This window comes from Streptomyces sparsogenes, from assembly GCF_001704635.1.
Lineage (GTDB): Bacteria > Actinomycetota > Actinomycetes > Streptomycetales > Streptomycetaceae > Streptomyces > Streptomyces sparsogenes.
The window spans coordinates 1-24,762 of sequence record NZ_MAXF01000042.1; the positions used below are offsets into that span (position 1 = coordinate 1).

Annotated in this window: 24 protein-coding genes; 12 read left to right on the forward strand and 12 right to left on the reverse strand. The window is 72.7% G+C overall.

Going from position 1 to position 24,762, the window contains the following annotated elements; genetic code table 11:
- The coding region (locus tag BBH68_RS10220; RefSeq protein WP_065960944.1) for an ATP-binding cassette domain-containing protein at nucleotides 1–1,060 on the reverse strand (1,060 nt) is incomplete at its 3' end.
- Between the two features lie 145 nt (nucleotides 1,061–1,205).
- On the opposite strand from BBH68_RS10220, the gene BBH68_RS10225 reads away from it, so the two are divergent.
- Nucleotides 1,206–1,976 carry a TetR/AcrR family transcriptional regulator gene (locus tag BBH68_RS10225; RefSeq protein WP_065960946.1) on the forward strand — a complete coding sequence of 257 codons (771 nt, stop codon included), beginning with the start codon at nucleotides 1,206–1,208 and terminating at the stop codon, nucleotides 1,974–1,976.
- 68 nt (nucleotides 1,977–2,044) lie between these two features.
- Here the strand turns inward: BBH68_RS10225 and BBH68_RS10230 are convergent, their stop codons facing one another.
- Nucleotides 2,045–3,052 carry a hypothetical protein gene (locus tag BBH68_RS10230; RefSeq protein ID WP_065960949.1) on the reverse strand — a complete coding sequence of 336 codons (1,008 nt, stop codon included), beginning with the start codon at nucleotides 3,050–3,052 and terminating at the stop codon, nucleotides 2,045–2,047.
- A 283-nt stretch (nucleotides 3,053–3,335) separates the two neighbouring features.
- Here BBH68_RS10230 and BBH68_RS10235 point away from each other — a divergent pair, with 283 nt between their 5' ends.
- The 4 genes from BBH68_RS10235 (at nucleotide 3,336) to BBH68_RS10250 (ending at nucleotide 6,277) form a co-directional block, all read left to right on the forward strand.
- Complete coding sequence (locus BBH68_RS10235) at nucleotides 3,336–3,875, forward strand: hypothetical protein (protein WP_245737986.1); 540 nt, start codon at nucleotides 3,336–3,338, stop codon at nucleotides 3,873–3,875.
- A gap of 141 nt (nucleotides 3,876–4,016) precedes the next feature.
- Entirely contained in the window at nucleotides 4,017–4,487 is a 471-nt protein-coding gene (locus BBH68_RS10240; protein ID WP_065960951.1) for a hypothetical protein, read from the forward strand.
- 124 nt (nucleotides 4,488–4,611) lie between these two features.
- Entirely contained in the window at nucleotides 4,612–5,226 is a 615-nt protein-coding gene (locus tag BBH68_RS10245; protein ID WP_065960969.1) for a Uma2 family endonuclease, read from the forward strand.
- Between the two features lie 55 nt (nucleotides 5,227–5,281).
- Nucleotides 5,282–6,277 carry an aldo/keto reductase gene (locus BBH68_RS10250; protein WP_065960952.1) on the forward strand — a complete coding sequence of 332 codons (996 nt, stop codon included), beginning with the start codon at nucleotides 5,282–5,284 and terminating at the stop codon, nucleotides 6,275–6,277.
- Nucleotides 6,278–6,504: 227 nt separating this feature from the next.
- Here the strand turns inward: BBH68_RS10250 and thpR are convergent, their stop codons facing one another.
- The 4 genes from thpR to BBH68_RS10270 all read right to left on the reverse strand — a co-directional run bounded on the left by thpR (nucleotide 6,505) and on the right by BBH68_RS10270 (nucleotide 10,758).
- Nucleotides 6,505–7,071, reverse strand: a complete 567-nt coding sequence (gene thpR / locus BBH68_RS10255) for an RNA 2',3'-cyclic phosphodiesterase (protein ID WP_065960972.1) — start codon at nucleotides 7,069–7,071, stop codon at nucleotides 6,505–6,507.
- Nucleotides 7,072–7,263: 192 nt separating this feature from the next.
- Complete coding sequence (locus BBH68_RS10260) at nucleotides 7,264–8,649, reverse strand: MFS transporter (RefSeq protein WP_065960953.1); 1,386 nt, start codon at nucleotides 8,647–8,649, stop codon at nucleotides 7,264–7,266.
- A 31-nt stretch (nucleotides 8,650–8,680) separates the two neighbouring features.
- On the reverse strand, nucleotides 8,681–9,124 hold the full coding sequence (locus BBH68_RS10265; protein WP_065960954.1) for a MarR family winged helix-turn-helix transcriptional regulator: 444 nt from the start codon (nucleotides 9,122–9,124) through the stop codon (nucleotides 8,681–8,683).
- Nucleotides 9,125–9,291: 167 nt separating this feature from the next.
- A complete protein-coding gene (locus BBH68_RS10270) occupies nucleotides 9,292–10,758 on the reverse strand; it encodes an NCS2 family permease (RefSeq protein WP_065960955.1) in 1,467 nt (488 codons plus the stop codon).
- 212 nt (nucleotides 10,759–10,970) lie between these two features.
- Between BBH68_RS10270 and BBH68_RS10275 the strand changes: the two genes are divergently transcribed.
- Complete coding sequence (locus tag BBH68_RS10275; protein ID WP_065960957.1) at nucleotides 10,971–11,219, forward strand: DUF2530 domain-containing protein; 249 nt, start codon at nucleotides 10,971–10,973, stop codon at nucleotides 11,217–11,219.
- Between the two features lie 70 nt (nucleotides 11,220–11,289).
- On the opposite strand, the gene BBH68_RS10280 is transcribed toward BBH68_RS10275, so the two are convergent.
- Nucleotides 11,290–12,045 carry a calcium-binding protein gene (locus BBH68_RS10280; RefSeq protein WP_065960958.1) on the reverse strand — a complete coding sequence of 252 codons (756 nt, stop codon included), beginning with the start codon at nucleotides 12,043–12,045 and terminating at the stop codon, nucleotides 11,290–11,292.
- 178 nt (nucleotides 12,046–12,223) lie between these two features.
- Here BBH68_RS10280 and BBH68_RS10285 point away from each other — a divergent pair, with 178 nt between their 5' ends.
- Nucleotides 12,224–13,042 carry an SAM-dependent methyltransferase gene (locus BBH68_RS10285; protein ID WP_065960960.1) on the forward strand — a complete coding sequence of 273 codons (819 nt, stop codon included), beginning with the start codon at nucleotides 12,224–12,226 and terminating at the stop codon, nucleotides 13,040–13,042.
- A gap of 43 nt (nucleotides 13,043–13,085) precedes the next feature.
- Here BBH68_RS10285 and BBH68_RS10290 read toward each other — a convergent pair whose 3' ends face one another.
- From BBH68_RS10290 to BBH68_RS10300, 3 genes are all read right to left on the reverse strand, one after another.
- Nucleotides 13,086–13,754, reverse strand: a complete 669-nt coding sequence (locus tag BBH68_RS10290; RefSeq protein WP_065960974.1) for a hypothetical protein — start codon at nucleotides 13,752–13,754, stop codon at nucleotides 13,086–13,088.
- Nucleotides 13,755–13,830: 76 nt separating this feature from the next.
- Nucleotides 13,831–17,208 carry a sacsin N-terminal ATP-binding-like domain-containing protein gene (locus BBH68_RS10295; protein WP_065960976.1) on the reverse strand — a complete coding sequence of 1,126 codons (3,378 nt, stop codon included), beginning with the start codon at nucleotides 17,206–17,208 and terminating at the stop codon, nucleotides 13,831–13,833.
- 425 nt (nucleotides 17,209–17,633) lie between these two features.
- Entirely contained in the window at nucleotides 17,634–18,545 is a 912-nt protein-coding gene (locus BBH68_RS10300; RefSeq protein ID WP_425428801.1) for a DUF3027 domain-containing protein, read from the reverse strand.
- Between the two features lie 436 nt (nucleotides 18,546–18,981).
- On the opposite strand from BBH68_RS10300, the gene BBH68_RS10305 reads away from it, so the two are divergent.
- From BBH68_RS10305 to BBH68_RS10320, 4 genes are all read left to right on the forward strand, one after another.
- Nucleotides 18,982–20,496, forward strand: coding sequence for an MFS transporter (locus BBH68_RS10305; RefSeq protein WP_065960964.1), 1,515 nt, complete (start codon nucleotides 18,982–18,984; stop codon nucleotides 20,494–20,496).
- Between the two features lie 77 nt (nucleotides 20,497–20,573).
- Nucleotides 20,574–21,089, forward strand: a complete 516-nt coding sequence (locus BBH68_RS10310) for a hypothetical protein (protein ID WP_065960966.1) — start codon at nucleotides 20,574–20,576, stop codon at nucleotides 21,087–21,089.
- A 156-nt stretch (nucleotides 21,090–21,245) separates the two neighbouring features.
- A complete protein-coding gene (locus BBH68_RS10315) occupies nucleotides 21,246–22,019 on the forward strand; it encodes a futalosine hydrolase (protein ID WP_065960967.1) in 774 nt (257 codons plus the stop codon).
- Between the two features lie 98 nt (nucleotides 22,020–22,117).
- Nucleotides 22,118–22,951, forward strand: coding sequence for a 1,4-dihydroxy-6-naphtoate synthase (locus BBH68_RS10320; protein WP_065960977.1), 834 nt, complete (start codon nucleotides 22,118–22,120; stop codon nucleotides 22,949–22,951).
- Nucleotides 22,952–23,052: 101 nt separating this feature from the next.
- Here the strand turns inward: BBH68_RS10320 and BBH68_RS44005 are convergent, their stop codons facing one another.
- Nucleotides 23,053–23,433: a cold-shock protein gene (locus BBH68_RS44005; protein ID WP_065960968.1), complete on the reverse strand. Its 381-nt coding sequence runs from the start codon at nucleotides 23,431–23,433 to the stop codon at nucleotides 23,053–23,055.
- Between the two features lie 182 nt (nucleotides 23,434–23,615).
- Between BBH68_RS44005 and BBH68_RS10330 the strand changes: the two genes are divergently transcribed.
- The gene (locus BBH68_RS10330) at nucleotides 23,616–23,885 is read left to right on the forward strand and encodes a hypothetical protein (protein WP_079150906.1); all 270 of its coding nucleotides are present in this window, start codon (nucleotides 23,616–23,618) and stop codon (nucleotides 23,883–23,885) included.
- 15 nt (nucleotides 23,886–23,900) lie between these two features.
- Here BBH68_RS10330 and BBH68_RS10335 read toward each other — a convergent pair whose 3' ends face one another.
- Entirely contained in the window at nucleotides 23,901–24,560 is a 660-nt protein-coding gene (locus BBH68_RS10335) for an HAD family hydrolase (RefSeq protein WP_065960979.1), read from the reverse strand.
- Between the last annotated feature and the right edge of the window lie 202 nt (nucleotides 24,561–24,762).

Below are 24,762 nucleotides of genomic sequence, written 5' to 3' on the forward strand. Positions count from 1 at the left end.
CCCGTTCAGCCCCGCCGCCCGGCCCGCCCGGCTCGTTCTGCCCGCCCGGCTCGTCCGTACGGCGTCCGGTCAGCCGCAGGAACACCTCGTCCAGGGTCGGGCGGCGCAGCCCGATGTCCTCGACGGCCACGCCCCGTTCCTGGAGGGTCCGCGCGACCTCGGTGAGCGCCGCGACCCGGTCGCGCACCGGGGCCGTCACCCGCCGGTCCTCCCGGTCGACCTCCGGCCCGGCGGGCTCCGCGCCCTGGCCGCCGCCCCGCGCCGCGCCCTGCCCCGCGCCTTCGTCCATCACGCGCGCCACGGCCTCGACCGCGGCCGGCAGATCGGCGGTCTCCCGCACCACCACCTCGATCCGGTCCCCGCCGATCGCCCGCTTGAGCTGGGCCGGCGCGTCGTCGGCGATCTTCCGCCCCCGGTCGATCACGGCGACGCGGTCCGCGAGCTGGTCGGCCTCGTCGAGGTACTGGGTGGTCAGCAGCACGGTCGTACCGCCCGCGACCAGCGAGCGGACCGCCTCCCACACCTCGTTGCGGGCGCGGGGGTCGAGGCCGGTCGTCGGCTCGTCGAGGAACAGCACCGTCGGGGCGAGGATCATGCTCGCGGCCAGGTCGAGCCGGCGCCGCATGCCGCCGCTGTACTCCTTGGCCACCGTGCCGGCGGCCTCGCTCAACCCGAACGCGCTCAGCAGTTCGTCGGCCCGCCGCGCGGCCCGCGCCTTGTCCAGGTGGAAGAGGCGGCCGAACATCACCAGGTTCTGCCGCCCGGTCAGCATCTCGGCCACCGCCGCGTACTGGCCGGCCAGCCCGATCCGGCGGCGCACCTCGCGGGGCTGCCGGGTCACGTCGAACCCGGCGACGGTCGCCCGGCCGCCGCTCGGCCGGGCCAGCGTGGCCAGGATCCGTACGGCCGTCGTCTTGCCCGCGCCGTTGGGGCCGAGCAGCCCTTGGACGGTGCCGTGCCCGACGGCCAGGTCGAAGCCGTCGAGCGCGGATTTTCGTCCGTATCGCTTCCGCAGCCCCTCGGTGCGGACCGCCCATCGCGCCGCGTGTGCCGTATCCATGTGAAACCCCCATGTCGGTCGGTGGCCGCGACGGCCACTGAGGAGACCCATCTGAGTACACCGTACTCACATTCGGGTACAGCGTACTCAGTTCTTGGGTACGCCGTACTCGGTTTTCCGGCGGCGGCGTAGGATGAGCGGCGCGATGACCACGACCGAACACAGCGGCGGCGGAGACATCTCCCGCAGTCTCGAACTCCTGTGGGGCACCGGCGAGCGACCCAGCCGCGGGCCGAAACCCGGGCTGACCCTGGAGCGGATCGTGACGGCCGCCATCGCCGTCGCCGACGCGGAGGGGCTCGCCGCCGTCTCCATGCGGCGGCTGTCGGCCGAGCTGGGTGCCGGCACCATGTCGCTGTACCGCTACGTCCCCGGCAAGGCCGAGCTGCTGGACCTGATGCTCGATCAGGTGCAGGCCTTCGACCCGGACGCCCACGCCCCGGACCTGGGCTGGCGCGAGACGCTGGAGATGGTGGCCCGCGGCTCCTGGCAGCTGTACGAGCGGCACCCCTGGCTGCTCCAGGTCGACCAGGCACGCCCCATCCTCGGGCCGAACGCCATGGCGGGGCTGGAGTTCGCGCTGCGCGGCCTGGACGGGCTGGGCCTCACCGACCGCGAGCGGATCCATGTCATCGTGACCGTCGAGGGGTTCGCCACCGGCATCGCCCGCACCCATCTGAACTCGGCGATGGCCGAGAAGCGCACGGGCGTGAGCGACGAGGAGTTCTGGAAGGCGCACACGCCCGCGCTGGAGAAGGCGCTCGCCAGCGGCAGATTCCCGATGCAGGCGGCGCTCGGCGAGGACGCCTTCTCCGGGCGGGGCGAGGACGCCTTCGAGTTCGGCCTGAAGAACCTGCTGGACGGCATCGGGGCGTTCATCGCGAACCGCGCCCGCGAGACCGCCGCCGAGCGGTGAACCTCAGGCCGTGACACGAAGGCCGGCGAGGAACCTCATTCAGCGAGCGACCTCAGCGGCGAGCGACCTCAGCGGCGGCGGCGCAGGACCGAGCGCAGACCGAAGAACAGGGCCGCCGCGACGGCGAAGGTCAGCGCGCCCTTGAAGAGATTGCGGTCCTTCTCCTCCTTGGACGCCTCGTCCCGGCCCGACGGGTCCCCGCCGCCGTTCTTCTCCTGCTCCTTCGCCGTCGCGTCCGGCAGCAGCTCCCCGCCCAGCTTCACCGCGTTCACCTTGCTGCCGGGGCCCTCCGTGCCGTACATCAGCGTGCCGCCGTCGGGGGTGAAGGTGACCGACTCGCCCTGCCGCTGCAGCGGCAGATCCGGCTCCTCCTCGAGCCGCTCCGGCTTGTCCCCGCGCCAGCGGTACTCCGCGACGTTGAAGTAGCCGCGGAGCACGAGTCTGCTGGCGTCCGGGGCGAAGGCCCCGTCCGTCACCTCCATGTCGATGTCGGCGACCCGCCGGAAAATGTTGACCCCGGAGGCGGACAGCGTCTTCGGCCCGGCGTAGAGCCCGCCGTCTTCCTGGCTCTTGCTCGCGATATAGGCCCGGCCGGTCTTCGGCTCGATCATCATCGCCTCGGCGTTGCGCGGGCCGTCCTCGTATTTCACGGTGAACTGCGTCGCGGTGACCGTGGTGTTCCGCAGCTTCTTCGGCTCGGGGAACCGGTAGATCCACACATGCGACCAGGTCCCGCCGAGGTTGTCGCCGATGTCGCCGACGTAGACATTGCCGTCCGGCCCGACCGAGATGGCCTCCACATCGCGCGGGCTGCCGACGCCGCGCATCGTGACGGTCGCGACCGTCCGTCCGGTCTTGCTGTCGACGGCGTAGACGTACGGGCCGTCGTCGCTGTCGTTGTGCGTCCAGTAGACGCCCGGGTGGGCGCGGCTGGCCGCCAGGCCGCTGGACTCGGTGATCCGGGAGTCCTCGATCGTGAACGAGGACGGCGACGTGTGGTCGTCGGCGGCGGCCGGGGCGGCGGCGGGCAGAGCCACCAGGGCGGCGGCGCCGAGGACGGACGGAAGCGAACGCATGGGGCCAAGACTGCCATCCGGGCCGCCCTCCGGGCGCGGCCCGCGGGGGTCGGCGGCCGGCCAGGGGCGGGCCCGGGGCGGCTACACCCGTCTGATTGACTTCGCCGAGAACGGGCAGATAACGAATGGGCGGACGGCCTGCACCAGCCCTGCACATGAATTCACAATCTCTCGATTATTTCAACTGATCCGGAGATTAATTTCCCGAAATTTATCGGTCATTGGCGGCAAAGCGGACCGTGGCGTTGCATCGAAGAATACGACCCGCCTACGGTCTTACCCCATGAGCGAATACGGTGGTTCTTCTTACGCACAAACCGCGCCGCCCATGCACCCGGGGGGCGCTCCGGCGGACTCCGGAGTACCCAAGGCATTCCCGATCGTTGCGATCATCGGCGCGGTTCTCGCCCTGGCCTGCTCCTTCGTCAACTGGGTGGTCGGCGGCTCCGGAGACGACACAGGGGGCATCAAGGGCATGGACGGCGACGGCGTGATCACGCTGATCGTCTCCATCGTCGCCGCGCTGGTCATGGTCGGCGCCATGATCACCAGGAAGGCGCCGTTCTACCTGGGCGGCGCGATCCTGTCGCTGGTCACCGTGGTCTTCGCGGTGATCAACATGGCGGACCCGGCGCGCCTGGTCGCCCAGAAGCTGGAGAGCGACGAAGGGGCGTCCGCGGCCGAGGCCGAAAAGGCCGCCGAGGCGGTCGTGAAGATGGCCGACGTCTCCGCGGGCCCCGGCCTCTACATGGTCCTGATCGGCGCCGCGCTGACCGTGATCTTCGGCGTGCTCGGCTTCCTGAAGTCCCGCGCCGGCCGATAAGAAATCCGGTCGGCAAGAATTCAGCGAACGAATCCGAGAGCCCGCTTTTCGACCGCACCCGGCCGGGAATGCGGGCATTCGGATTTCCCGGGCCGCCTTGCCGGGTTATTTCCCAAAGAACCCGGGAGCTATGATCCCGGCGTGGCCGATGTCTATGACCTGATCCTGTCGGTGGATCTCCCCGACACCCTCTCGGACGCCGAGATATCCGAACTCCGCTGGCACCTGGGCCTCGCTCCCCGGCCCGCCGCCCTCTCCCTCGTGACCGACTACGCCGAGCCGCTGATCGGCGACGACGGCGAGCCCGAGCAGGACGAGCACGGCAACTGGCTGACGGCGTACGAGCCGTACCCCGTCCTCGCTGCCAGGGGCCCCGCCTACCGCACCGGCGGGGTACTGCTGTCGGCCCTCGAACCGGGGCGGCGCGGCGGCTGGGCCCTCACCTCCCGCCAGGAGTTCCACCCCGACGAATGCGACCGCTTGGGCGAGCTGCTGGTGTGGCTCCGCGAGCGGGCGGTGGACCCGCTCGCCTTCCAGTGCCATGTGCGCTTCTACGAGGAGCACACTTTCGCGCCGGTGTCGGTCGCGGACGGGGAAGTTACCTGGCCCTGACCTGGGGGCCTCCCCAGCCCTCGTCAACACCTGTGGACGCTTCCCTCATAAGGGGGGCATATGGGTAAATCCGCTGAGTAGGCTGGTGAGGTCGGTGAGGATCTGCCCCATGGGAGCACTGTTGATGAGCGCCGCGCCCGAGTTCCACGTATCCCACGTACACGACGAGCCCGCGCAGTGGCCGTGTCCGCCTGCGGATGGCTACGTCGCGGACCACCTGGACCAGCTCCCGGACCTGCCTCCGCACACGGAGCTGATCGACGGGAGCCTCGTTTTCGTGAGTCCGCAGACTCGATTCCACATGCGTGCCATGCGTCTGCTGGAGAACTACCTCGTCCAAGCCGCGCCGCCGGAACTGGATGTCATCCGGGAAATGACGATCACCCTCGGGCCGAAAAATCGCCCGGAACCGGATCTGCTGGTCGCCAAAGCCGAGGCAGACACGGGGCCTGGTCAGACCACTTTCCAACCGAAGGACGTCGTCCTCGCGGTCGAGGTGGTGTCGCCCGAGTCCGAGGCCCGCGACCGGGACACCAAGCCCCGCAAGTACGCTGCGGCGGGGATCCCGCACTTCTGGCGGGTGGAGTCGGACGGGGGCCTGCCGGTGGTCTATGTCTTCGAACTGGAGCCCGCTACCAAGGCATACGTCCCGACCGGCATCTATCGTGACCTGCTGAAGGTCGGTGTTCCTTTCACCATCGACATCGACCTGACCGAGATCAACCCCCGCCGGCAGTAGTCGCCCGTAGCCGGCCCTTGATTCGAGCGCACTCGAAGAGCTTGGCTAGACCGTCATGGAGTACACGCAGCTCGGACGTACGGGACTCAAGGTCAGCCGGGTGGTCCTCGGCACCATGAACTTCGGCCCCCAGACCGACGAGGCCGACAGCCACGCGATCATGGACGCCGCGCTCGACGCGGGCGTCAACTTCTTCGACACCGCCAACGTCTACGGCTGGGGCGAGAACAAGGGCCGCACCGAGGAGATCATCGGGAGCTGGTTCGCGCAGGGCGGCGGTCGGCGCGAGAAGACGGTCCTGGCGACCAAGGTCTACGGCAACATGGGCGCCGAGGGGCAGCCCTGGCCCAATGAGGACAAGCTGTCCGCGCTCAACATCCGCCGCGCGGTCGACGCCAGCCTCAAGCGGCTCCGCACCGACCACATCGACCTGTACCAGTTCCACCACATCGACCGCTCGACGCCGTGGGACGAGATCTGGCAGGCCATCGACGTCCTGGTGCAGCAGGGCAAGATCCTCTATGTGGGCTCCTCCAACCACGCCGGCTGGCACATCGCCCAGGCCAACGAGGCCGCGCGCCGCCGTGGCTCGCTGGGGCTGGTCAGCGAGCAGTGCCTGTACAACCTGTTCGAGCGGCGCGCCGAGATGGAGGTCATCCCGGCCGCGCAGGAGTACGGCCTCGGCGTGATCCCCTGGTCGCCGCTGCACGGCGGGCTGCTGGGCGGGGCGCTGCGCAAGGAGCGCGAGGGCGGCGGGGCGCGCAGCACGTCCGGGCGCACCGCCGACGCGCTGAAGGACAGCGCGGTGCGGGCCCAGGTCCAGCGGTACGAGGACCTGCTCGACCAGCACGGCCTCGAGCCCGGCGAGGTGGCCCTGGCCTGGCTGCTCACCCGCCCGGGGGTGACCGGCCCGATCGTCGGCCCGCGCACCGCCGAGCAGCTTTCGTCCGCGCTCCGCGCCGCCGAGCTGACCTTGGGCGAGGAGCTGCTGACCGCGCTGGAGGAGATCTTCCCGGGCACGGGTCCGTCGCCCGAGGCGTTCGCCTGGTGAACCGGTGAGCCGGTAGCGGCAGCCGGTGAGCCGGTAGCCGATGGGGCAGTCAGCCGGTGAGCCTGACGGCTCACCGGCCCTGGCGGCGGCGGTCCGGCCCGGGGCCTCGGCCTCGGCCTCAGCCGAACGCGGCCGCCAGGGCGACGACGACGAGCACCAGCACGAGCGCACCGCTCATGATCAGATTCCTGGTCTTGGGATCCACGCCTTGAGCGTAACGGGGTCGCTCAGTGTCCCAGCGGCCAGGCGGCCACCACCTCGTAGCGCGGCTGCGCGCCCGGGACCCCCGGGGCCGGCGGGTGGCTGCGCACCAGGCTCAGCTCGGCCACCGTCCACGCGCTGCCCTCGAAATCCGCGAGCCCGTCCACATACGGCCTCAGGTCCGCGCCGCCGCGGCAGCGCGCGAGGGTGAGATGCGGGTGGTAGGGGCGGCGGTGCCGCTCCATGGCCACCCCGGCCCGCCGGGCCCCGGCCTCGGCGGAGTCGGCCAGGTGGCCCAGGGTGGCCCGGTCGCCCTCGACGCCGGCCCACACCACCTTGTCGGCGAAGCGGCCGCCGCCCGCGAGCCGGACCTCGTGGGGCGGGTGGCGGTGGGCCGCCCGGGCCAGCCGCTCGTGCAGCGCGGGCAGCACGCTCTCGTCGACCTGGCCGAAGAAGGCGAGGGTGAAGTGCCAGCCCGCGCGCTCGGTCCAGCGCAGCCCGTCCGCGCCCGGGAGCCTGCGCAGCGCCCCCACGCGGGCGGCGAGCTCGGCGACGGCCGGGTCGGGCGGCAGTACGGCGGCGAAGAGTCTCACCCGCCCAGTCTGGCCCAGCGCCGCCCGGTCCCGCGCCACCGGCCACCCGGTCCCGCGCGGCCGCCCGCCCCGCCGGTGGGGCTGCCCAGGGCCGGGGGGCTGCCCAGGGCCGGTGGGGCTTCAGGGCCGGGGGGCTGCCCAGGGCCGGTGGGGCGTCAGGGGCCGGGGGCCGCTCAGGGCCGGTGGGGCTGTTCAGACCGCCGCGGGCAGCGGCTTGTCCTGCGCGTCCTCCGGCGCGCGCGGGACGAAGGCGAGGTGCCGGCGCCCCGGCCGCAGATCCACCTTCACCCGCAGGCCCCCGGCCCGTACGAGGATCAGGCCGACCGCCACCGCGGCGGCCGCGGACACCAGTCCGCCGGCCGCGAAGCCGACGCGGGCGCCGTAGGTGTCGGTCAGCCAGCCGACCAGCGGGCCGCCGAGCGGGGTGCCGCCGACGAAGACCATCATGAACAGGCTCATCACGCGCCCGCGCATCGCGGGGTCGGTCGCCAGCTGCACATTGGAGTTCGCCGTCACGTTGAAGGTCAGGGAGAAGATCCCGATCGGCACCATGAGGGCCGCGAAGAGCCAGAACTCCGGGGCCAGCGCCGCCGCGATCTCCAGCAGGCCGAACATCAGCGCCGCGCCGATCAGCAGCCGCTGCCGTGTCGCGGTCCGCCGGGCGGCGAGCAGCGCGCCGGTCACCGAGCCGACCGCGATCAGCGTGTTGAGCAGGCCGTAGGTGCCCGGACCGGCGTGGAAGACGCCGTCGGCGAAGGCGCTGAGCCAGATGGGGAAGTTGAAGCCGAAGGTGCCGATGAAGCCGACGAGCACGATGGGCCAGATGAGGTCGGGGCGCCCGGCGACATAGCGCAGCCCTTCGCGGAGCTGTCCCTTGCCGCGCGGCGCGCGCTCGACCTTGTGCAGCTCGCCGGGGCGCATCATGAGCAGGCCGATGAGCGGGGCGCCGAAGGAGAGCCCGTTGAGCAGGAACGCCCAGCCGCTGCCGACGGCGGTGATCAGCACACCGGCGACGGCGGGGCCGACGAGGCGGGCGGACTGGAAGTTCGCGGAGTTCAGGCTGACCGCGTTGCGAAGGTCCCGGGGGCCGACCATCTCGACGACGAACGCCTGCCGCGTGGGGTTGTCGACGACGGTGACCATGCCGAGCAGGAAGGCGATCACATAGACGTGCCAGACCTGCACCTGGCCGCTGAGGGTGAGCGCGGCGAGCGCGAGCCCGCACAGCCCGAGCGCGCCCTGGGTCAGCATCAGCAGCCCGCGCTTGGGGCAGCGGTCGGCGATGACGCCCCCGTACAGGCCGAAGAGCAGCATGGGGAGGAACTGCAGCGCGGTGGTGATGCCGACCGCGGTGGAGGAGCCGGTGAGGCTGAGGACGAGCCAGTCCTGGGCGATGCGTGACATCCAGGTGCCGGTGTTCGATATCACGGCACCCGTGGCGAACAGCCGGTAGTTGCGGACCCTCAGGGAGCTGAAGGTCCCGCCCCTGGGACGCCCGGCTGCGGGGTCACCAGCGGGGGTGGTCACGGGGTCGGCGTCAGGTGCGGGTGCGGAATGTGTTCCGGGTCCCGTACTCAAAGTGCGTTCGCCTCCTAGGCGGCTCGTTTCCTCACATGTGCGCGAGCTTCTCCAGGACGGGCGCGGCGGCGCGGAGCGCGGCCCACTCCTCCTCGGTCAGTCCGCCGACCAGCTCGGCCAGCCATGCGTTCCGCCGGCGGCGGCTCTCCTCGAGCATGGCCTCTGCCCGCTCGGTCTGCGAGACGACCTTCTGCCGCCTGTCCTCCGGATGCGGCTCCAGCCTGACCAGTCCCTTGGCCTCCAGCAGCGCCACGATGCGGGTCATCGAGGGCGGCTGGACGTGCTCCTTGCGGGCCAGCTCGCCCGGGGTGGCGGAGCCGCACTGGGCCAGGGTGCCCAGCACGGACATCTCGGTGGGGCTGAGCGACTCGTCGACACGCTGGTGTTTGAGCCGTCGTGACAGACGCATCACGGCGGACCTCAGCGCGTTCACAGCGGCGGTGTCCGCGTCGCCGCCATGGGACAGATCCGGCATGGTCTTTAGCATAACTCATTACCTCGTCTAATGAAGATCCGCGTTACGGCCCAATTTCATTTTCACCCATATGAGGGGGAACCGCTGCGGAGCGTGACGCAGGGCAAGCGACAAGGGCGCCCGGACCATACGGCCCGGGCGCCCGTGCGCGAGGGTCTCGAGGAGGCTCAGCCGGAGCCGAGCGCCTGCTGGATCGGGTGCAGCAGGAAGTAGACGAGGAAGCACAGCCCGACCGCGCTGAGCAGCCAGGGCACCTCCCGCATCCGCCGGGTCGCGATGCGCAGCAGCAGGTACGACAGCACGCCGAGGCCGATCCCGTTGGTGATGCTGTAGGTGAACGGCATCGAGATCATGGCCAGGAAGGCCGGGACCGCGATCGTGAAGTCGCTCCAGTCGATCTCCTTGACGTTCGCCGCCATGATCAGGAAGCCCACGACGACCAGCGCGGGGGTCGCCGCCTGGGACGGGACGATCTTGGCCAGCGGGGTGAAGACCAGCGCGAGCAGGAAGAGCCCGCCGGTCACCACGTTGGCAAGGCCGGTGCGGGCGCCCTCGCCGACGCCCGCCGTGGACTCCACGAAGCAGGTGTTGGCCGAGGCCGAGCCGAAGCCGCCGCCGGCGACCGCGACGCCGTCCACCATCAGGATCCGGCCCATGCCCGGGAGCTGGCCCTTCTCGTCGGTGAGCCCGGCCTCCTCGCCGACGCCGATGATCGTGCCCATGGCGTCGAAGAAGCCGGACAACAGCACGGTGAAGACGAACAGACAGCCGGTGAGGATGCCGACCTCATGGAAGCCGCCGAAGAGGCTGACATGACCGATCAGGCCGAAGTCGGGGGTGTCGACCACCTTGTCCGGGAGGTTGGGGACGGTCAGCCCCCAGTTCGCGTCCGGGATGTCGGCCACCGCGTTGATCACCACCGCGACGACCGTCATGGTCACCATGCCGAGCAGGATCGCGCCGCGCGTCTTGCGGACAACCAGGACGAAGGTGAGCGCGAGCCCGGCCACGAAGATCAGCACCGGCCAGCCCTGCAGCTTGCCCTCGATGCCCAGGCCCATCGGCACGGTGGTGGCGGCCTTGTCCGGGTTGCGGGTGACGAAGCCCGAGTCGACCAGGCCGATCAGGGTGATGAACAGCCCGATGCCGATCGCGATGGCGCGGCGCAGCCCGCCCGGGATCGCGTCCATCACCCGCTGCCGCAGCCCGGAGGCGACCAGGATCATCAGCACGAGGCCCGCGAGGACCACCATGCCCATGGCGTCCGGCCAGCTCATGTTGGGCGCGAGCTGGAGCGAGACCACGGCGTTGATGCCGAGGCCGGCGGCGAGCGCGATCGGGACGTTGCCGATGACCCCCATGAGCACGGTGGTCAGGCCCGCCATCAGGGCGGTGGCGGTGACGAGCTGGCCGTTGTCCAGGTGATGGTGGTACTTGTCCTCGCCTGCCCCGAGGATGATCGGGTTCAGCACGATGATGTACGCCATCGCGAAGAAGGTCGCCAGACCGCCGCGGATCTCCCGGGAGACGGAGGACCCCCGCTCGCTGATCCGGAAGAACCTGTCCAGGCCGTTCTTGGAGGGTGCCGGTGCCTGCTGCCGGGCGTCGGCCGGCGCGGAGGCCGAGGGGGACATGAAGTACCTCAGAGGTGTGAAGACAACCAACGGGTCGTTTGGATGATCACACGAGACAATCCAGTCAGACCCGGACCGTTTCAGTATGAATACATGAAGAATAAAACGCCAATCCCCCCATGTAGCCGGACGGTTTCGGACCGTAGTCACGACAGCCGGCGGGCAGGCGAACGGCCCCGGGTGGCGGGCACCCAGGGCCGTAAGCTGTGCACATGACGAAGTGGACCCCCAGGCACGAGGCCCCGGCACCCCTCGAGGGCAACGTCGTGGCCACGATCACCGGCGGCACGATCGTGTGGTTCGTCCTCTTCCTCGTACAGCTGCCCTTCTACGGCTGGTACGACGACCACGGCCATCTGTGGTGGCTGTGGACCTGCCTGGCCGGCGGCGGCCTCGGCCTGCTGGGCATCTGGTACGTCCGCGCCCGCGAGGCGGCCATCCGCCGCTCCCGCGAGCCATGATCACCGACTGATCACTGAGAGATCGCTGAGGAACCCTGGTCACTCAGCGATCCCGGTCACCGGCTGATCACTACTGGACGTCGACGAAGTCCCCGCCCGCCTTGACCGCCGGCGTGGTGGAGGTGCCCGCGAAGTTCCAGCGGAAATAGCCGTCTTCCTTGGCGGTGACGGTCGTCTTCAGCGCCCCGCGGCTGGCGGAGGTCACCGTCTTGAGCGTGGTGTAGGTGTCGCTGTTCTTCTTGCGGAACTGGAGCTTGACGGACTGGTTGGTGTAGCCCGCGTAGGCGCCGGTCTCCCAGTTGGCGCGGGTCAGCGCGCCGGTCACGGTGATGGTCCTGCCCTTCTTCACCGGCTCGGGCGAGGCGTTGACCGTCAGCTTGGAGTACCGCTGCATGGCGAAGGAGCCGGCCTTGTCGGTGGTGAAGTAGTCGCCGTCGTTGGCGTCCACCCACGCGGAGACGTACCAGGTACCGGCCGGGGAGTTGTCGAAGAAGTCGACGTCCGGGTCGACGGTGAAGGTGCCGGTGCAGGTCGAGGTGGTGGCGTTCGAGGCGACACAGCTGACCTTCTTGGTCGGCTGCAGAAAGCCGTACGACGGCCCGTCCAGGTAGAGGTCGGCGGCCTTGATGCCCGAGTCGTCCGACGCGGTCACCTTCACCGTGAAGGTCTTGGCGGCCGACGTGCCGACGGCGACCTTGCCGGTGCCGTTCACGACCACGCTCTTGATTTCCGTGTCACCGTAGCCGTCCGCCTGGGCGGCCGGGGCCGCCAGCCCGCCCAGTGCGACGGCGGCTGCGAGCACGGCGAAGGTAGCGCTCTTGCGCATCTGTCCCCCACAGGATGAATGAGAGGGCTCGGCCGCTGAACATGGGGCGGCGGAGCCAGGAGGGAACAACTGTACGATCTTCACCATCTGTTCACAATGGTTTCGGTGACTCCACGTTTCATTCTGGGTATGACGATTGCTCACCTCTGAGCGCCAACCGCCCAGTAATGTGTTTTTCATGACCGGCCATGGCTTCCGCGCGGACCAAATCGACACCAGCAAGCCGCACTCGGCTCGCATGTACGACTATTTCCTCGGCGGGAAGACCCACTATTCCGTCGACGCCCGGGCCGCCGAGCGGGTCGAGGCCGTCTGGCCCGACGTCATCCCGTGGACCCGCGCCAACCGGGCCTTCATGCACCGCGCCACCCGCTGGCTGGCCACCGAGGCGGGCATCCGGCAGTTCCTCGACATAGGCACCGGCATCCCCACCGAGCCCAATCTGCACCAGGTGGTCCAGCAGGCGGCCCCCGCCTCCCGGGTCGTGTACGCCGACAACGACCCCATCGTCCTGGCCCACGCCCAGACGCTGATGCTCTCCAGCCCCGAGGGGCGCACCGCCTACATCCACGCCGACGTCACGGACCCCGAGGCCATCCTCGCCGCCGACGAGCTGCACGCCACGCTGGATCTCAGCGAGCCGATCGCGCTGTCCCTCAACGCGCTCATGCACTTCATCGGCGACGACCAGCAGCCGTACGACATCGTCCAGCGGCTGCTGGCCCCCCTGGCGCCGGGCAGCTACCTCGTGCTCTCCCACGGCGGGCTCGACCCCCGCCCCGGCCTCTCCGACGCGGTCACCGACCTCTACCGGTCGAGCGGCATCCACGTACAGGGGCGCACCCTCGACCAGGTCACGGCCTTCTTCGACGGTCTCGAGCTCGTCGAGCCCGGCGTGGTGATGCCGCACCGCTGGAAGCCGGAGAGCGAGCGGGAGCGGGCGGAGGCCGAGAAGACGAACCTGTGGATCTACGCGGGCGTGGCGCGCAAGGGGTAGCGAGCGGTCAGGTTCGGGGTCGGGGTCGGGGTCGGGGTCGGGGTCAGTTCTGGTTGACCGGCCAGGCCGCCGCCGGATCGCAGTGGTCCGGGCACGCCAGCACATAGACCTCGTTGCCGAGGAAGAGCCAGTACGCCTCGGCGCGGATGCTGTAGGCCTGTTCCGGCTGCCCCGGATGGACGGCGAACTCCATGCCCTCCGGCACCTGGCAGACATACACCAGGTCGGCCCCGCACGCGCACCGGTAGCACTCGGGATCCTGCGCCCAGGACGGGGTGCCGCCCACCTTGAAGCCCTGGGTCCCCTCGGGGGTGTCCGCGAACGGCCGCAGCGTCAGCGGCAGGGGGATCACGGACGGCTCGGTCTCCGCCGCCGGCAGGACGGCGTGCCGCTGGAGCAGCACGCGCCAGAACGGACCCGGGTAGGGCGGCTGCGGGGCGTCCCAGTAGCGGGGTACCAGCCGGCCGTCGCCGGTCAACTGGGGCTCGGACGCGTCGTTGTGCGCGCGGCAGTGGAAGACCAGCAGGTGGTCCCCGCCGAAGGGCTCCACGTCCTGGGGCACGTCGAGCTGGAAGAACAGCGCCATCCGCTCGCCGCAGAAGCACTCCGGCCACTCCTGGCCCTCGTCAAGGAAGGGCCGGCCGCCCACCGAATTCCGCGCCGGCCGGTCCAGCGGCTCGCTGCCGACCTCGATCGCATAAGCAGGCGGCACCGCCCGCACCTCCTTCACTTCGGTTCGGCCGTGCGCCGAACCGCTGTCAGTCGAACCGCCGTCAGCCGAACCGCGATCAGTCGAACCAGCGGGCGCGGGCCAGTTCCTCGGTGCGGGTCAGGTCCTCCAGCAGGGCCGCCACCTCGAAGCGGCGCGCCCACTGGCCCGCCGCCCAGGCCAGCCCCGCCGCCACGCCCTCCAGGGTCGAGGCGTGCAGCGTGCCGTCCACGTATCGCCAATCCAACTCGGCGCGCCCGTCGAGTTCCGCGCCGCCCTCGACCAGCAGCTCCTCGTGCTCGACGTACGACAGCGGGGCGCCCGGCAGCAGCTCGCGCACCGCCGCCGGGACCTCGTGGGGCTCGCCCTGCGAGACGACCGGGGCCGGGTACGCCTCGCTCAGCCGCCGCACCTGGAACAGCTCCGCCACGTCCGCCGCCCGCGCCGGGCGCACCGGCAGCAGCGCCCGCCCGTCCGCCTCGGCCAGCGGCATCAGGTCCGGCGCGTCCGCGACCAGCGCGTCCGCCGCGTCCACCACGCGCGGCTCGCCGTCCACCACGGCGCGCAGCTCGTCCGGCAGCGTCACCTGCTCGGGGTCCAGATCGGCCAGCAGCCCGTAGAGGGCGTGCAGCTGGGCGGGCGTCACCGGGCGGTCCTCGTCGGCCAGCCGCGCCAGCAGCTCCGCCGCCCCGCCCGGCTCGTCCAGCAGCGCGGCCACCGAGGTCCGCACCCCCAGCGCGCGCAGCACCTGCTCGTCCTCGAACCCGGCCGCGTCCACCGGCTCGTACAGGCCGGCCAGCAGCGGATCGCCCCCGGCCGCGCGCAGCCCGGCGGGCCGGCGCCCGTCGAGCACCGGGTGGCCGCGCAGCCACCAGGCGGTGTACGAGCGCACCGACTCCGTCGTGCCGTCCGGCAGCAGCACCCGCACCGGCGCGGTGAGCGCGTCGCGCAGCGGCGGCCGCGCCAGCATGGCCAGCGCCCTCGGCCAGGCGTCGTCGTCGACCAGGTCCAGGTCCCGTACGGCGACGATCTCGGTGGCCACCGGGGGCACCGGGGTCTCCGGCAGCCGGTCAAGGACGTCCTCGCACCACACGTCGACCGCGTCCAGCAGCCCCACGTCATCGGGCTCGGCGAAGTCCCCTTCGCGCGGCTCCAGCTCGTCCGGGTCCAGGACCACGTCGGTGGCCCGCACCAGCGTGAAGTCGGCCAGCACGCCGACCGCCGCCAGCGTCTCCTCGCCCCACCGCTCGGCGAGCTCCGCGTCGCACGCGGGCAGCTCGCCCTCCCGCATCACCTGCTCGAAGGCGCTCCCCGGGAAGACCAGCTCCCCGGCGGGGGCGGGCTCCCCCTCCTCGTCCGGCAGCGCCAGCGCGCCCAGCCACGGCTCGTCGCCGGGCGCGAGCCGGGCCTGCTGGACCAGGCCGAGGACGGTCTCGGCGAGCGTGTCGGGGTCGAGCGCGGCGGTGGGCGCGCCCGTGTCCTCCGCGAACGGGTCGTACTCGTCCTCCGCGTCCAGCGAGTGGGCGACGGCGGCCCGCACCTGAGGCGTGGTCAGCACGGCGCGCGGGGTCGCCGGGGTCGCGCCGAGCTTCTCCAGCAGCGGGTGGGCGGCGTCCGGGTGAGCGACCTTCAGGCCCAGCCGGGCCAGGGTGCGGTGCCGGTCGTCGCCGTCCGCCTCCTCGCCCGGCAGCGGCAGCAGCACCTGCCGGGGCCCGATCGTCGTCCGCCCGTCCGCCAGCGGCACCGGAAGCCCGCTGAGCCGGTCCGGGTCGGTGCCGCCCAGCGAGTCGTACAGCCGCCGCCACCACGCCGGGGCGCGCTCGACGCCCGCGAGCCGGTCGATCACCTCGCCGAGCGGCACCCGCGCCACGCCCAGCGCCCGCAGCTCCTGGCGCCGCTCCAGACCGGCGGGCAGCAGGGTCGGGAACAGCTCGGCCAGCACCCGCACGGTGTCGGCGCCCGCGCCCTCCAGCATCTCCGCGTCCCGGGGCCGCAGCGCGTACGGCTCGCTGCCGGAGCCGCCCACGAGGACGTCGCCGAGGATGTCGTCGTCCCACGTCGCCGGGCCCGACTCCACGGCCGGCGCGCCGCCGCCCGGATTCCTGGGCCCGCCCCGCGCGGCGTCCGGCCCCGGCGCGGCGTCCGGCCCCAGCGCGTCCGTCGAGCCCGTCTCGGCGCCCGCCGGGACCTCGCCGCCCGCCGGGGTCGCGGCGCTCGGCAGGAACGGCACGCGCGGCAGCAGCTCCAGGATCCGCCGCCGCAGCTCACCGTCCAGCTCACTCCTGCCCAGCGGGCCGGGGACCAGGTCGATCGTCCCCACCCCGACCGGGTGCCAGTCGCGCAGCAGCGCCGCGTACGCCTCGGCCGCGCGCTCCACCAGGAAGTCCCTCAGCGGACCGGGCGAGATGTGACGGCGGGTCGGCTCCAGCGGGAAGGAGGCGATGAGCAGCGCGGGCACGCCCAGAAGCTCGTCCGTCGGCGTCGGCGCATGCACCACCGGGGCCGTGTCGGGCCGCACCGGCGCGCCCTCCGCGTCCACCGGCACCGCCCAGGTCACCGACCACACCGGCCGCAGCCGCTCCTCCACCGGGCGGTCGGCCAGCAGCGCGGCGTCCAGCGGGCCGCCCGCGGTCTCGGTCCGCCACCGGCGGGCCCCGTCCACGGCGCTGCTGTCCTCGATGACCGTGTACGGACCCTCTTTGCGGCGCCGCACCGTCCGTACGCCCTCGGGCGTCTCGACCACGATCTCCGTCAGCCCCGGCAGCGTGATCAGCAACGCGTCGTCGATGCCGTCCAGCAGCCGCTCCACCACGTCCAGCGCGGCGCCGTCGCGCAGCGGCAGCACGACGACCGTGTCGTAGCCCTCCGGCGCGCTGCCCTCCGCCGGCAGCGGCAGGCGCAGCAGCGGCACGAGCCCGTCGCGGCGGCGCAGTTCGTCCCCGAGGCCGGGGCTCGCCCCGGCCGCGCGGTACGCCAGCTCACGCGCCTCCACCAGCGACCAGCGCACCCCGCCCGAGCGGCCCACGACCGCGGGCTCGTCGCTGACAGCGAGCACCGCCGCGAAGCCGACCCCGAACCGGCCGACCACGGCGCCCGGCTCGTCCCACCCGGCGGTGTCCCGCTTCGCGGACGCCCGCAGCGTGGACAGCGACTCCACGCCGGCCGCGTCCAGCGGCGCCCCGGTGTTGGCGACCGCCAACACGGCGGGCTCGCCGTCCGACGCCGGGTGCAGGGTCAGCCGCAGCCGGCCGGGCACCCCGGCCCGGGCCGCGGCGTCCGAGGCGTTCTGCGCCAGCTCGACCACGAGGCGGTCCCGGTGGCCGCCCAGCACGAGGTCCATCTCGGCGTTGGCGTCCTCCCGGAACCTCGCGGGCGACGCGGCCCAGGCGTCCAGCACGGCGCGCCGCAGCCGCGCGGTCCCGAACGGGTCCGCGTCCTCCGTCGCGCCTTGCACCATCGCCGTGCTGCTCACGTGTCGCCTCCGGGGTCCTGGTCTGGGTCCGTCTGGGTCCGTCTGGGTCCATCCGGTCCGTCTGGTCCGTCTGGGTCTGCCGCGGAGAACGCGGCCCACGCCATCGAGTTCCCCCGCGGCCCGCCTTCCCCACTGCTGCCGCCGAACGTACCGTCACTGCGCTGCCACGCTCGCGCCGCCCTCATCTACCATCCTGCGTCGCGCGCGGGCGGGGACGGGCGCGCCTCCCGCACCCCGTACGAACGGCAGGCGCAGGCGCGCCAACGCACTCGCACCCGCCATCAGGGACGGGCGCGAGGAACGCCCTCAGGAACGGGCGCGGGAACGGGCTGGGGAACTGCCTCGGGAGCGGGCCCGGGGCGGGCCCGGTGCGGGCCCGGAGCCGGCCCGGTGCGGGCCCGGGAGCGGCCTCAGGAGTGGCCGAGCTCCTCCGCCGGCGCGTCGGGCTCCACGGACCCACCGGTGCGCTCCGCCGGCCCCCGCAGCGGCAGCGGCTCGACGACCGTCTCGTCGATCACCGGCGGCGCCGGGCGCGGCGGCTTCGGCATGACGGCGGCCTCCGAGTGCGCCCCGCAGCCGTACGCCAGGGACACCACCCGCCCGTCCGCCGGGCTGAACTCGTTGGCGCACACCCCGAACGCCTGCCGCAGCGACCCCGCGATCGGCATCATGAAGCCGCAGGTCACGCAGGACGCGGGGGCGGCCTGCGCCATCGGCGTCTTGGCGCCGAACGCCTCGTCCCAGCGGTCCGCCGCAACATGCAGCCCGTAGCGGGACAGCACGCGGGCCCGCCGCATGCCCAGTTCCTCGGCGACCGCCGCGATGCTCCCGGCCGCGGGCGGGGTCTCCTGCGCGGCGGGCGGGCCCGCCGTCACATCGGCGTCCTCGACCGCCGCGAGCTGCTGCATTTCCTCCGAGACGGCGGAGTTCGGCGGCGGGCTGTCCTCGCCCGAGTAGCCGGGCTCAAGCCGCAGGTCCTCGGCCTCGCTGGGGAGCAGATCGCCCGGGCCCAGGTCGCCGGGGCGCAGCCGCTCACTCCAGGGCACCCACTCGGGGGCCAGCAGCGCGTCCGGGCCGGGCAGCAGCACCGTCTCGTCGACGGTGACGACCTTCGCGCGGGAGGCGCGGGTGACGGTCACCGCCCAGCGCCAGCCCCGGTAACCCGGCTCCTGGCATTCGAAGAGGTGGGTGACGACGCGGTCCGCGTCGGCGACGGCGCGCACGTACTCGCCGACCGTGCCCGGACGGGCGGCTTCCGCGGCCGCCTCACGCGCGAGTTCGACCGCCTCGGCGCACAGACGGTCGGGGGTACGGCTTCGCATCGCAGCACTCACAGGATCGATTCTCTCTTCCACGCCGTCGCAGCCGTTTGACGAGTGCGCCAGCCGTACGGCCGGGACACGGGATCGCGGACGGAGCGGACCAGGGGACCGCGTCGACGTCCGCGCCCGATCCGGCCTCGGGCGCACCTTGTACGTCCCATTCTGCGGGATGGTGACTCGGCGCGTGGCCAAGAACGACCGTCGGTGGCGCGTAACGCACGCTACCCTGTCCGGCCCATCCAACCCCACCCCTGTCCCTGGACAACCTGGGGACAACTGGGGGCACCCTGGGGTCGGCCCCTCCGGCGGGACCCGGTGCACGGGCCCGGAAGGAGGCTCCGGAAGAACTCGCCCCCGGGCCACCAAAGGGGAATGTGTAGTTCCGGATGGCGGTCGGGGCCTCACATACCGGCCGACTTCCCTGCACCATGGTCGGGTGGACGTCACGCGGTTCATCGGCGACGGCCCGATCCGACGGTCGGGCCGTCGCATCGGCCGGGCACTGCACCTCCCCTTCACCGCGACCGGCAGAGGCATCCGCCGGGCCACCCACGCGCAGGGCGCCGGCGAATCCGGCCTCGGCAAGCTGATCGAACTGCACGCCGTGAACTCCGCGGGCGACATGCTGATCACCGTCGCCCTCGCCTCCACCGTCTTCTTCTCCGTACCGACCGACGAGGCACGCGGCCGCGTCGCCCTCTACCTGGCCATCACCATGGCCCCCTTCACCCTTCTGGCCCCCGTCGTCGGCCCGCTGCTCGACCGCCTCCCGCACGGCCGCCGCGCCGCGATGGCGAGCGCCATGCTCGCCCGCGCGGTGCTCGCGCTGACGATGGCGGGCGCGGTCGTGGGCGGCGGCCTCGAGCTGTACCCGGCGGCGCTGGGCGTGCTGGTGGCCTCCAAGGCCTACGGCGTCGTACGGTCCGCCGTCGTGCCCCGGCTGCTGCCACCCCGCTTCTCTCTCGTCAAGGCCAACTCCCGGGTCACCCTCGCCGGGCTCCTGGCGACCGGCCTGGCGGCCCCCGTCGGGGCCGGGCTGCACCAGCTCGGCCCGACCTGGCCGCTGTACGGGGCGTTCGCGGTGTTCGTCGGGGGCGGCTTCCTCTCCTTCACGCTCCCGCACAAGGTGGACTCGGCGAAGGGCGAGGGCAGGGTGCAGCTCACGTCGGGCGAGCGCCATCTGCACCTGCCCAAGCACGCGCACCGGCCTGCCCCGGGGGAATCGGGGGCATCGGGGGAATCGGGGGAATCGGGGGAAGCCGGGCCCGCCTCCGGGACCACCGATCCCCCAGAGCCCAAAGAGCCCGTAAAGCCCACAGAGCCCCCAGAGCCCGCAGACGCGGCGCCGCGCCGCGTGGGGCTGCGCAAGGTCAGCCCGTCCGTGCTGCACGCCCTGGAGGCGGGCTCCTCGCTGAAGGCGCTGTCCGGCTTCCTGACCTTCTTCCTCGCCTTCCTGCTGCGCGAGCACCCGCTGGGCGGGCTGGGCCCGGAGATCTCGCTCGGCGTGGTCGCGGTCGCGGCGGGCGGCGGCAACGCGCTGGGCACGGCGATCGGCGCCATGCTGCGGACGCGCGGGCCGGAGCGGATCATCGCGGTGGTGCTGACCTCGGCCCTGGGGGTGATCGCCGCATCGGCCGCCCTCTACAGCGCCGTCATGGTCGCCGCCGTGGCCGCGACCGCCGGGATCTCGCTGGCCCTGGGCAAGCAGTCGCTGGACGCGGTGATCCAGCGCGATGTGCCCGAGCAGGTCCGTACCTCCGCCTTCTCCCGCTCGGAGACCACGCTGCAACTGGCGTGGGTCGTCGGCGGTGCGGTGGGCATCCTCCTCCCGCTCAACGGCGCGCTGGGCATGTCCGCCGCCGCCGCGATGATCGCCGTGGGCACGGCGGCAAGCCTGCGAGGCCTGCTGGCAGCCGCCCGCCATGGGGCGGCACGGCCGCGCGTGGCCTGAACGGCACGAGTGGCCTGAACGGCACGAGCGGCACACCCCCGCGCAGGGCGATCAAAACGGCCCGATAGCCTGCCCGCATGACCGCTGCGCTGTTTTCCAGGGGCAAGGGCCGCCGCGCCGCCACCGCCGCCTGTGCCGTGTCCCTCGGGCTCGTCGCCACCCTCTCCGCCTGCGACAAGCCGACCCCGCTGGCGACGGTCACGGTCGGTTCCAAGACCGTGACGACCGAGGCCGCCAAGGACTGCTACAAGAAGGGCGAGATCGTCGCCAAGTCCGAGAAGCAGGTCGCGGCGTGCCTCAGCAGGAAGCCCGAGCAGTCGCTGTCGGTCAGCCCCGGTGAGAAGGTCCGCGTCGGCGTGGACCCGAAGATCGCCGACTCGGGCTGGGTCGTGATCAGCGAGGCCCAGGGCGTCGTGAACGGCCAGACCAACAAGACCTACCGCAGCCTCGACAGCGACACGCTCTTCGAGCAGCGGAACCCGCAGACCGGCCAGACCACCACGCTCGACAGCGTGACGCTCGTGGTCGTGGAGACCGGCGAGGGGAACGGCATCAAGGGCGCCTGGCCGATAAAGCTCACCCGGGACGCCTGACACCCGACGCCTGACGTCGGGCCCGCCGTGTCGTCGAACCCCTGACGTCGGGCCCCTGACGTCGAACCCCTGACGTCGGGCTCCTCACGTCCGACGCCTGACCGAGACGGCCGCCCACCGCGGCCGCACCGCAGCAGGGAGAGCCGGGAGCCGCTGATGCGCGTACTCGTCGTCACCGCCGTACCCGCCGAGCGGGACGCGGTGGTACGTGGCGTACGCGCGGCGGCGGCCGAGTCGGCCGACGCGCCGGAGGCGGCCGAGGTCTCCGTGCCCGGCGGGCGGACGCTGCACCGGGTCGTACGGCCCCCGCTCACCCTGGACGTGCTGGCCGCCGGGGTCGGCCCGGCCGCCGCCGCGGCGGCCACCGCCACGGCCCTGACCGCCGCCGAGCTCGGCACAGCCGGGCCCGGGGCCGCCGGGCCCGGGGCCGCGCCGTACGGGCTCGTCGTCTCAGCCGGAATCGGCGGCGGCTTCACGCCGGCGCCGCTCGGCACCGTCGTCGTCGCCGAGGAGATCGTCGCCGCAGACCTGGGCGCCGAGACGCCCGACGGCTTCGCCGCCGTCACCGACCTCGGCTTCGGGACCGTCGAGCACCTCCCGCCGCCCGCGCTCGTGCGGGCCGTCGCCGAGGCGGCGGGCGCGGCGCGCGGCGCGGTGCTCACCGTCTCGACCGTGACCGGCAGCGCCGGGCGCGCCACGGAGCTGCTGCGGCGCCACCCGCGCGCCGCCGCCGAGGCGATGGAGGGCTTCGGGGTGGCGGAGGCGGCCGCCGCGCACGGCGTGCCCGTCCTGGAGGTGCGGGCGATCTCCAACACCGTCGGCCCGCGCGACCGCGCCGCCTGGCGGATCGGCGAGGCGCTCGACGCCCTGGCGGGCGCCTTCCGCGACCTCCCGCCCGCCCTCGCCACCTGGAAGGGACCCAGCACATGACGCCGCAGCCGTCACCGACCGACCACGAGCCGACCGCACCCCAGGCGGCCCCGCGCCGGCCGAGCGCGCCACAGCCCAACACACACCAGCCGCTGAGCATCGCGTACTCGCCGTGCCCCAACGACACCTTCGTCTTCCACGCCTGGGCCCACGGCCGCGTCCCGGACGCGCCCGCGATCGACGTCACGTTCGCCGACATCGACATCACCAACGGCATGGCGGAGCGCGGCGAGCGCGATCTGCTGAAGGTGTCGTACGCCGTCCTGCCGTGGATCCTGCGCGACTACGCGCTGGTGCCCTGCGGCGGGGCGCTCGGGCGCGGCTGCGGCCCGCTGGTGCTCACCAAGGAGCCGGGGCGGGCCAAGGACCTCGCGGGCAAGACGGTCGCCGTGCCGAGCGACCGCTCGACGGCGTACCTGCTCTTCCGGCTGTGGGCGGCCGGCGAGGTGCCGGGCGGGGTGGGCCGGGTCATCGTGCTGCCGTTCGACCAGATCATGCCCGCCGTGCGGGACGGCCGGGTGGACGCCGGTCTCGTCATCCACGAAGCCCGCTTCACCTACCAGAACTACGGCCTGCACCGCCTGGCCGACATGGGCGAGCACTGGGAGCTGACCACCGGCCTGCCGATCCCGCTCGGCGCGATCGTCGCGAAGCGGTCGCTGGGCGCCGAGCGGCTGCGGGCCGTGGCCGAGGCCATCCGTACGTCCGTACGGTCGGCCTGGGACGACCCGGCGGCCTCGCGCGACTACGTCCTGGAGCACGCCCAGGAGATGGACCCGGCCGTCGCCGACCAGCACATCGGGCTCTACGTGAACGAATTCACCGCCGATCTGGGCGAGGACGGCTACGCGGCGGTGCGCGGGCTGCTCACACGCGCGGCGGCCGAGGGGCTGGTGCCGCCCCTCGGCCACGACGCACTGGAGTTCGTCTGAAGCTGGAGTTCGTCTGAAACGGTGTCTGGATGGTGGTGGTGTCCGGAAGGTGCCCGGGACCCGGACAGCCTGACCGGCGCCTGGACGCCGAGCCGGGGCGCCTAGACGTCGAGCTGGTCGGCCACCGCCCGCAGCATGCCCGCGATCTTGTGGCCCTGGGCCTTGTCGGGGTAGCGCCCGCGCTCGAGCTGCTGCGTCACGTTCTCCAACAGGGTGGTCAGGTCCTGGACGATCGAGGCGAGCTCGTCGGGCTTGCGGCGCTGGGCGGCCGCGACGGACGGCGTCTCCAGTACCGTCACAGAAAGTGCCTGGTCACCACGGTTACCGGCCACGACGCCGAACTCGACGCGCTGCCCCGGCTTGAGCGAGTCCACACCTTCCGGGAGTACGGAGGAGTGCACGAAGACGTCGCCGCCGTCGTCACGGGAGAGAAAGCCGAAGCCCTTCTCGCTGTTGAACCACTTGACCTTGCCGGTAGGCACGTCTGTCCTCGTCCTCGTCACTCGTCGGAAAAGCACGTAAAAACTGCTCTGGATAGCACTACAGCGGGTCGTAAGACCCGCCACCACCAAGGCTAATGGTCCGGAGCCTGGTGACAAGACGTACCCGGGTGGTTCCGGGTGGTGGTTCCTACGCGCGCTCTGCTCGGACCTACCCTGGTGCGGTGAGCAATGAAACCCCGCACGGCGCTTCCCCCGGCCACCGCCCGGAGGCGCCCCTGCCCGGCGACCGGCTGGTGCGCCTGGGCGTGATCGTCTTCGGCGTGGGCGCGGTGGCCACCCTCATCACCGTCGCCCCCCTGTTCCTGGGCCTGCACCCGCTGCCCTCGGTCGCGTACTTCGTGTGCATGCTGATGGGCGTCGGCTTCGCGCTGGCCGCGGCGGGCCTGCTGCGCTCGATCAGGGCGCAGCGGCGCGTGCCCCGAGAGCCCTAGCGGTCCTGGGCGAGGTCACCCCTCCAGATGGCCCGCCAGCCACTGCGGAAACGCGGTCAGGTCGTTCAGCACCACATCGGCCCCCGCCGAACGCAGCTCTTCCGCGTCACAGGGTCCCGTCGCGACCGCCACGGACAGCGCGCCCGCCGTGCGCGCGCCGCGCACGTCGCCCGTGTGGTCCCCGACGTACACCGATGCGCCGTACTCGCGCAGCGCCTCCGCCTTGGCCTCGGCCCACAGCCAGCCGACGACCGCGTCGGCCTCGATGCCCAGGTGGGCCACGTGCAGCTTGGCGTTCGGCTCGTGCTTGGCCGTCACCACGACCGCGCGCCCGCCGGCCGCCCGCACCGCGGCGACGGCCTCACGGGCGCCGGGCATGGCGAGGGTCGGGGCTATCGCGTACTCCGGGTACAGCGCGCGGTAGGCCTCGCCCACCTCCTCGATCCGCTCGTCGGGGAACCAGTGCGCGAGCTCCTGCTCCAGCGGCGGGCCGAGGCGGGTGATGGCCAGCTCGGCGTCGATGAAGGTGCCGGTGGCGGCGGAGAGCGCCTCGTAGGCGGCCTTGATGCCGGGGCGGGAGTCGATGAGGGTCATGTCGAGGTCGAACCCGACCGTCAGGGGCTGCGCGGGGGAAGCGGGCGACGCGGGCGAGGCGGGCGACGAAGACGAAGGCATGCCCGACATTCTGCCCCGGACCGCCCACCGGAGCCGGGGGCCGGGCCTGCCTGCCGGGGGCCAGGGGCCGCCTGACCGAGGCCGGGGGCCAGGGGCCGGGACCCGCCTGGCCGGGGCCGGGGGCCGGGGGCCGGGGGCCGGGGGCCAGGGGCCGGGGGCCAGGGGCCGGGGGCCAGGGGCCGGGGGCCAGGGGCCGGGGGCC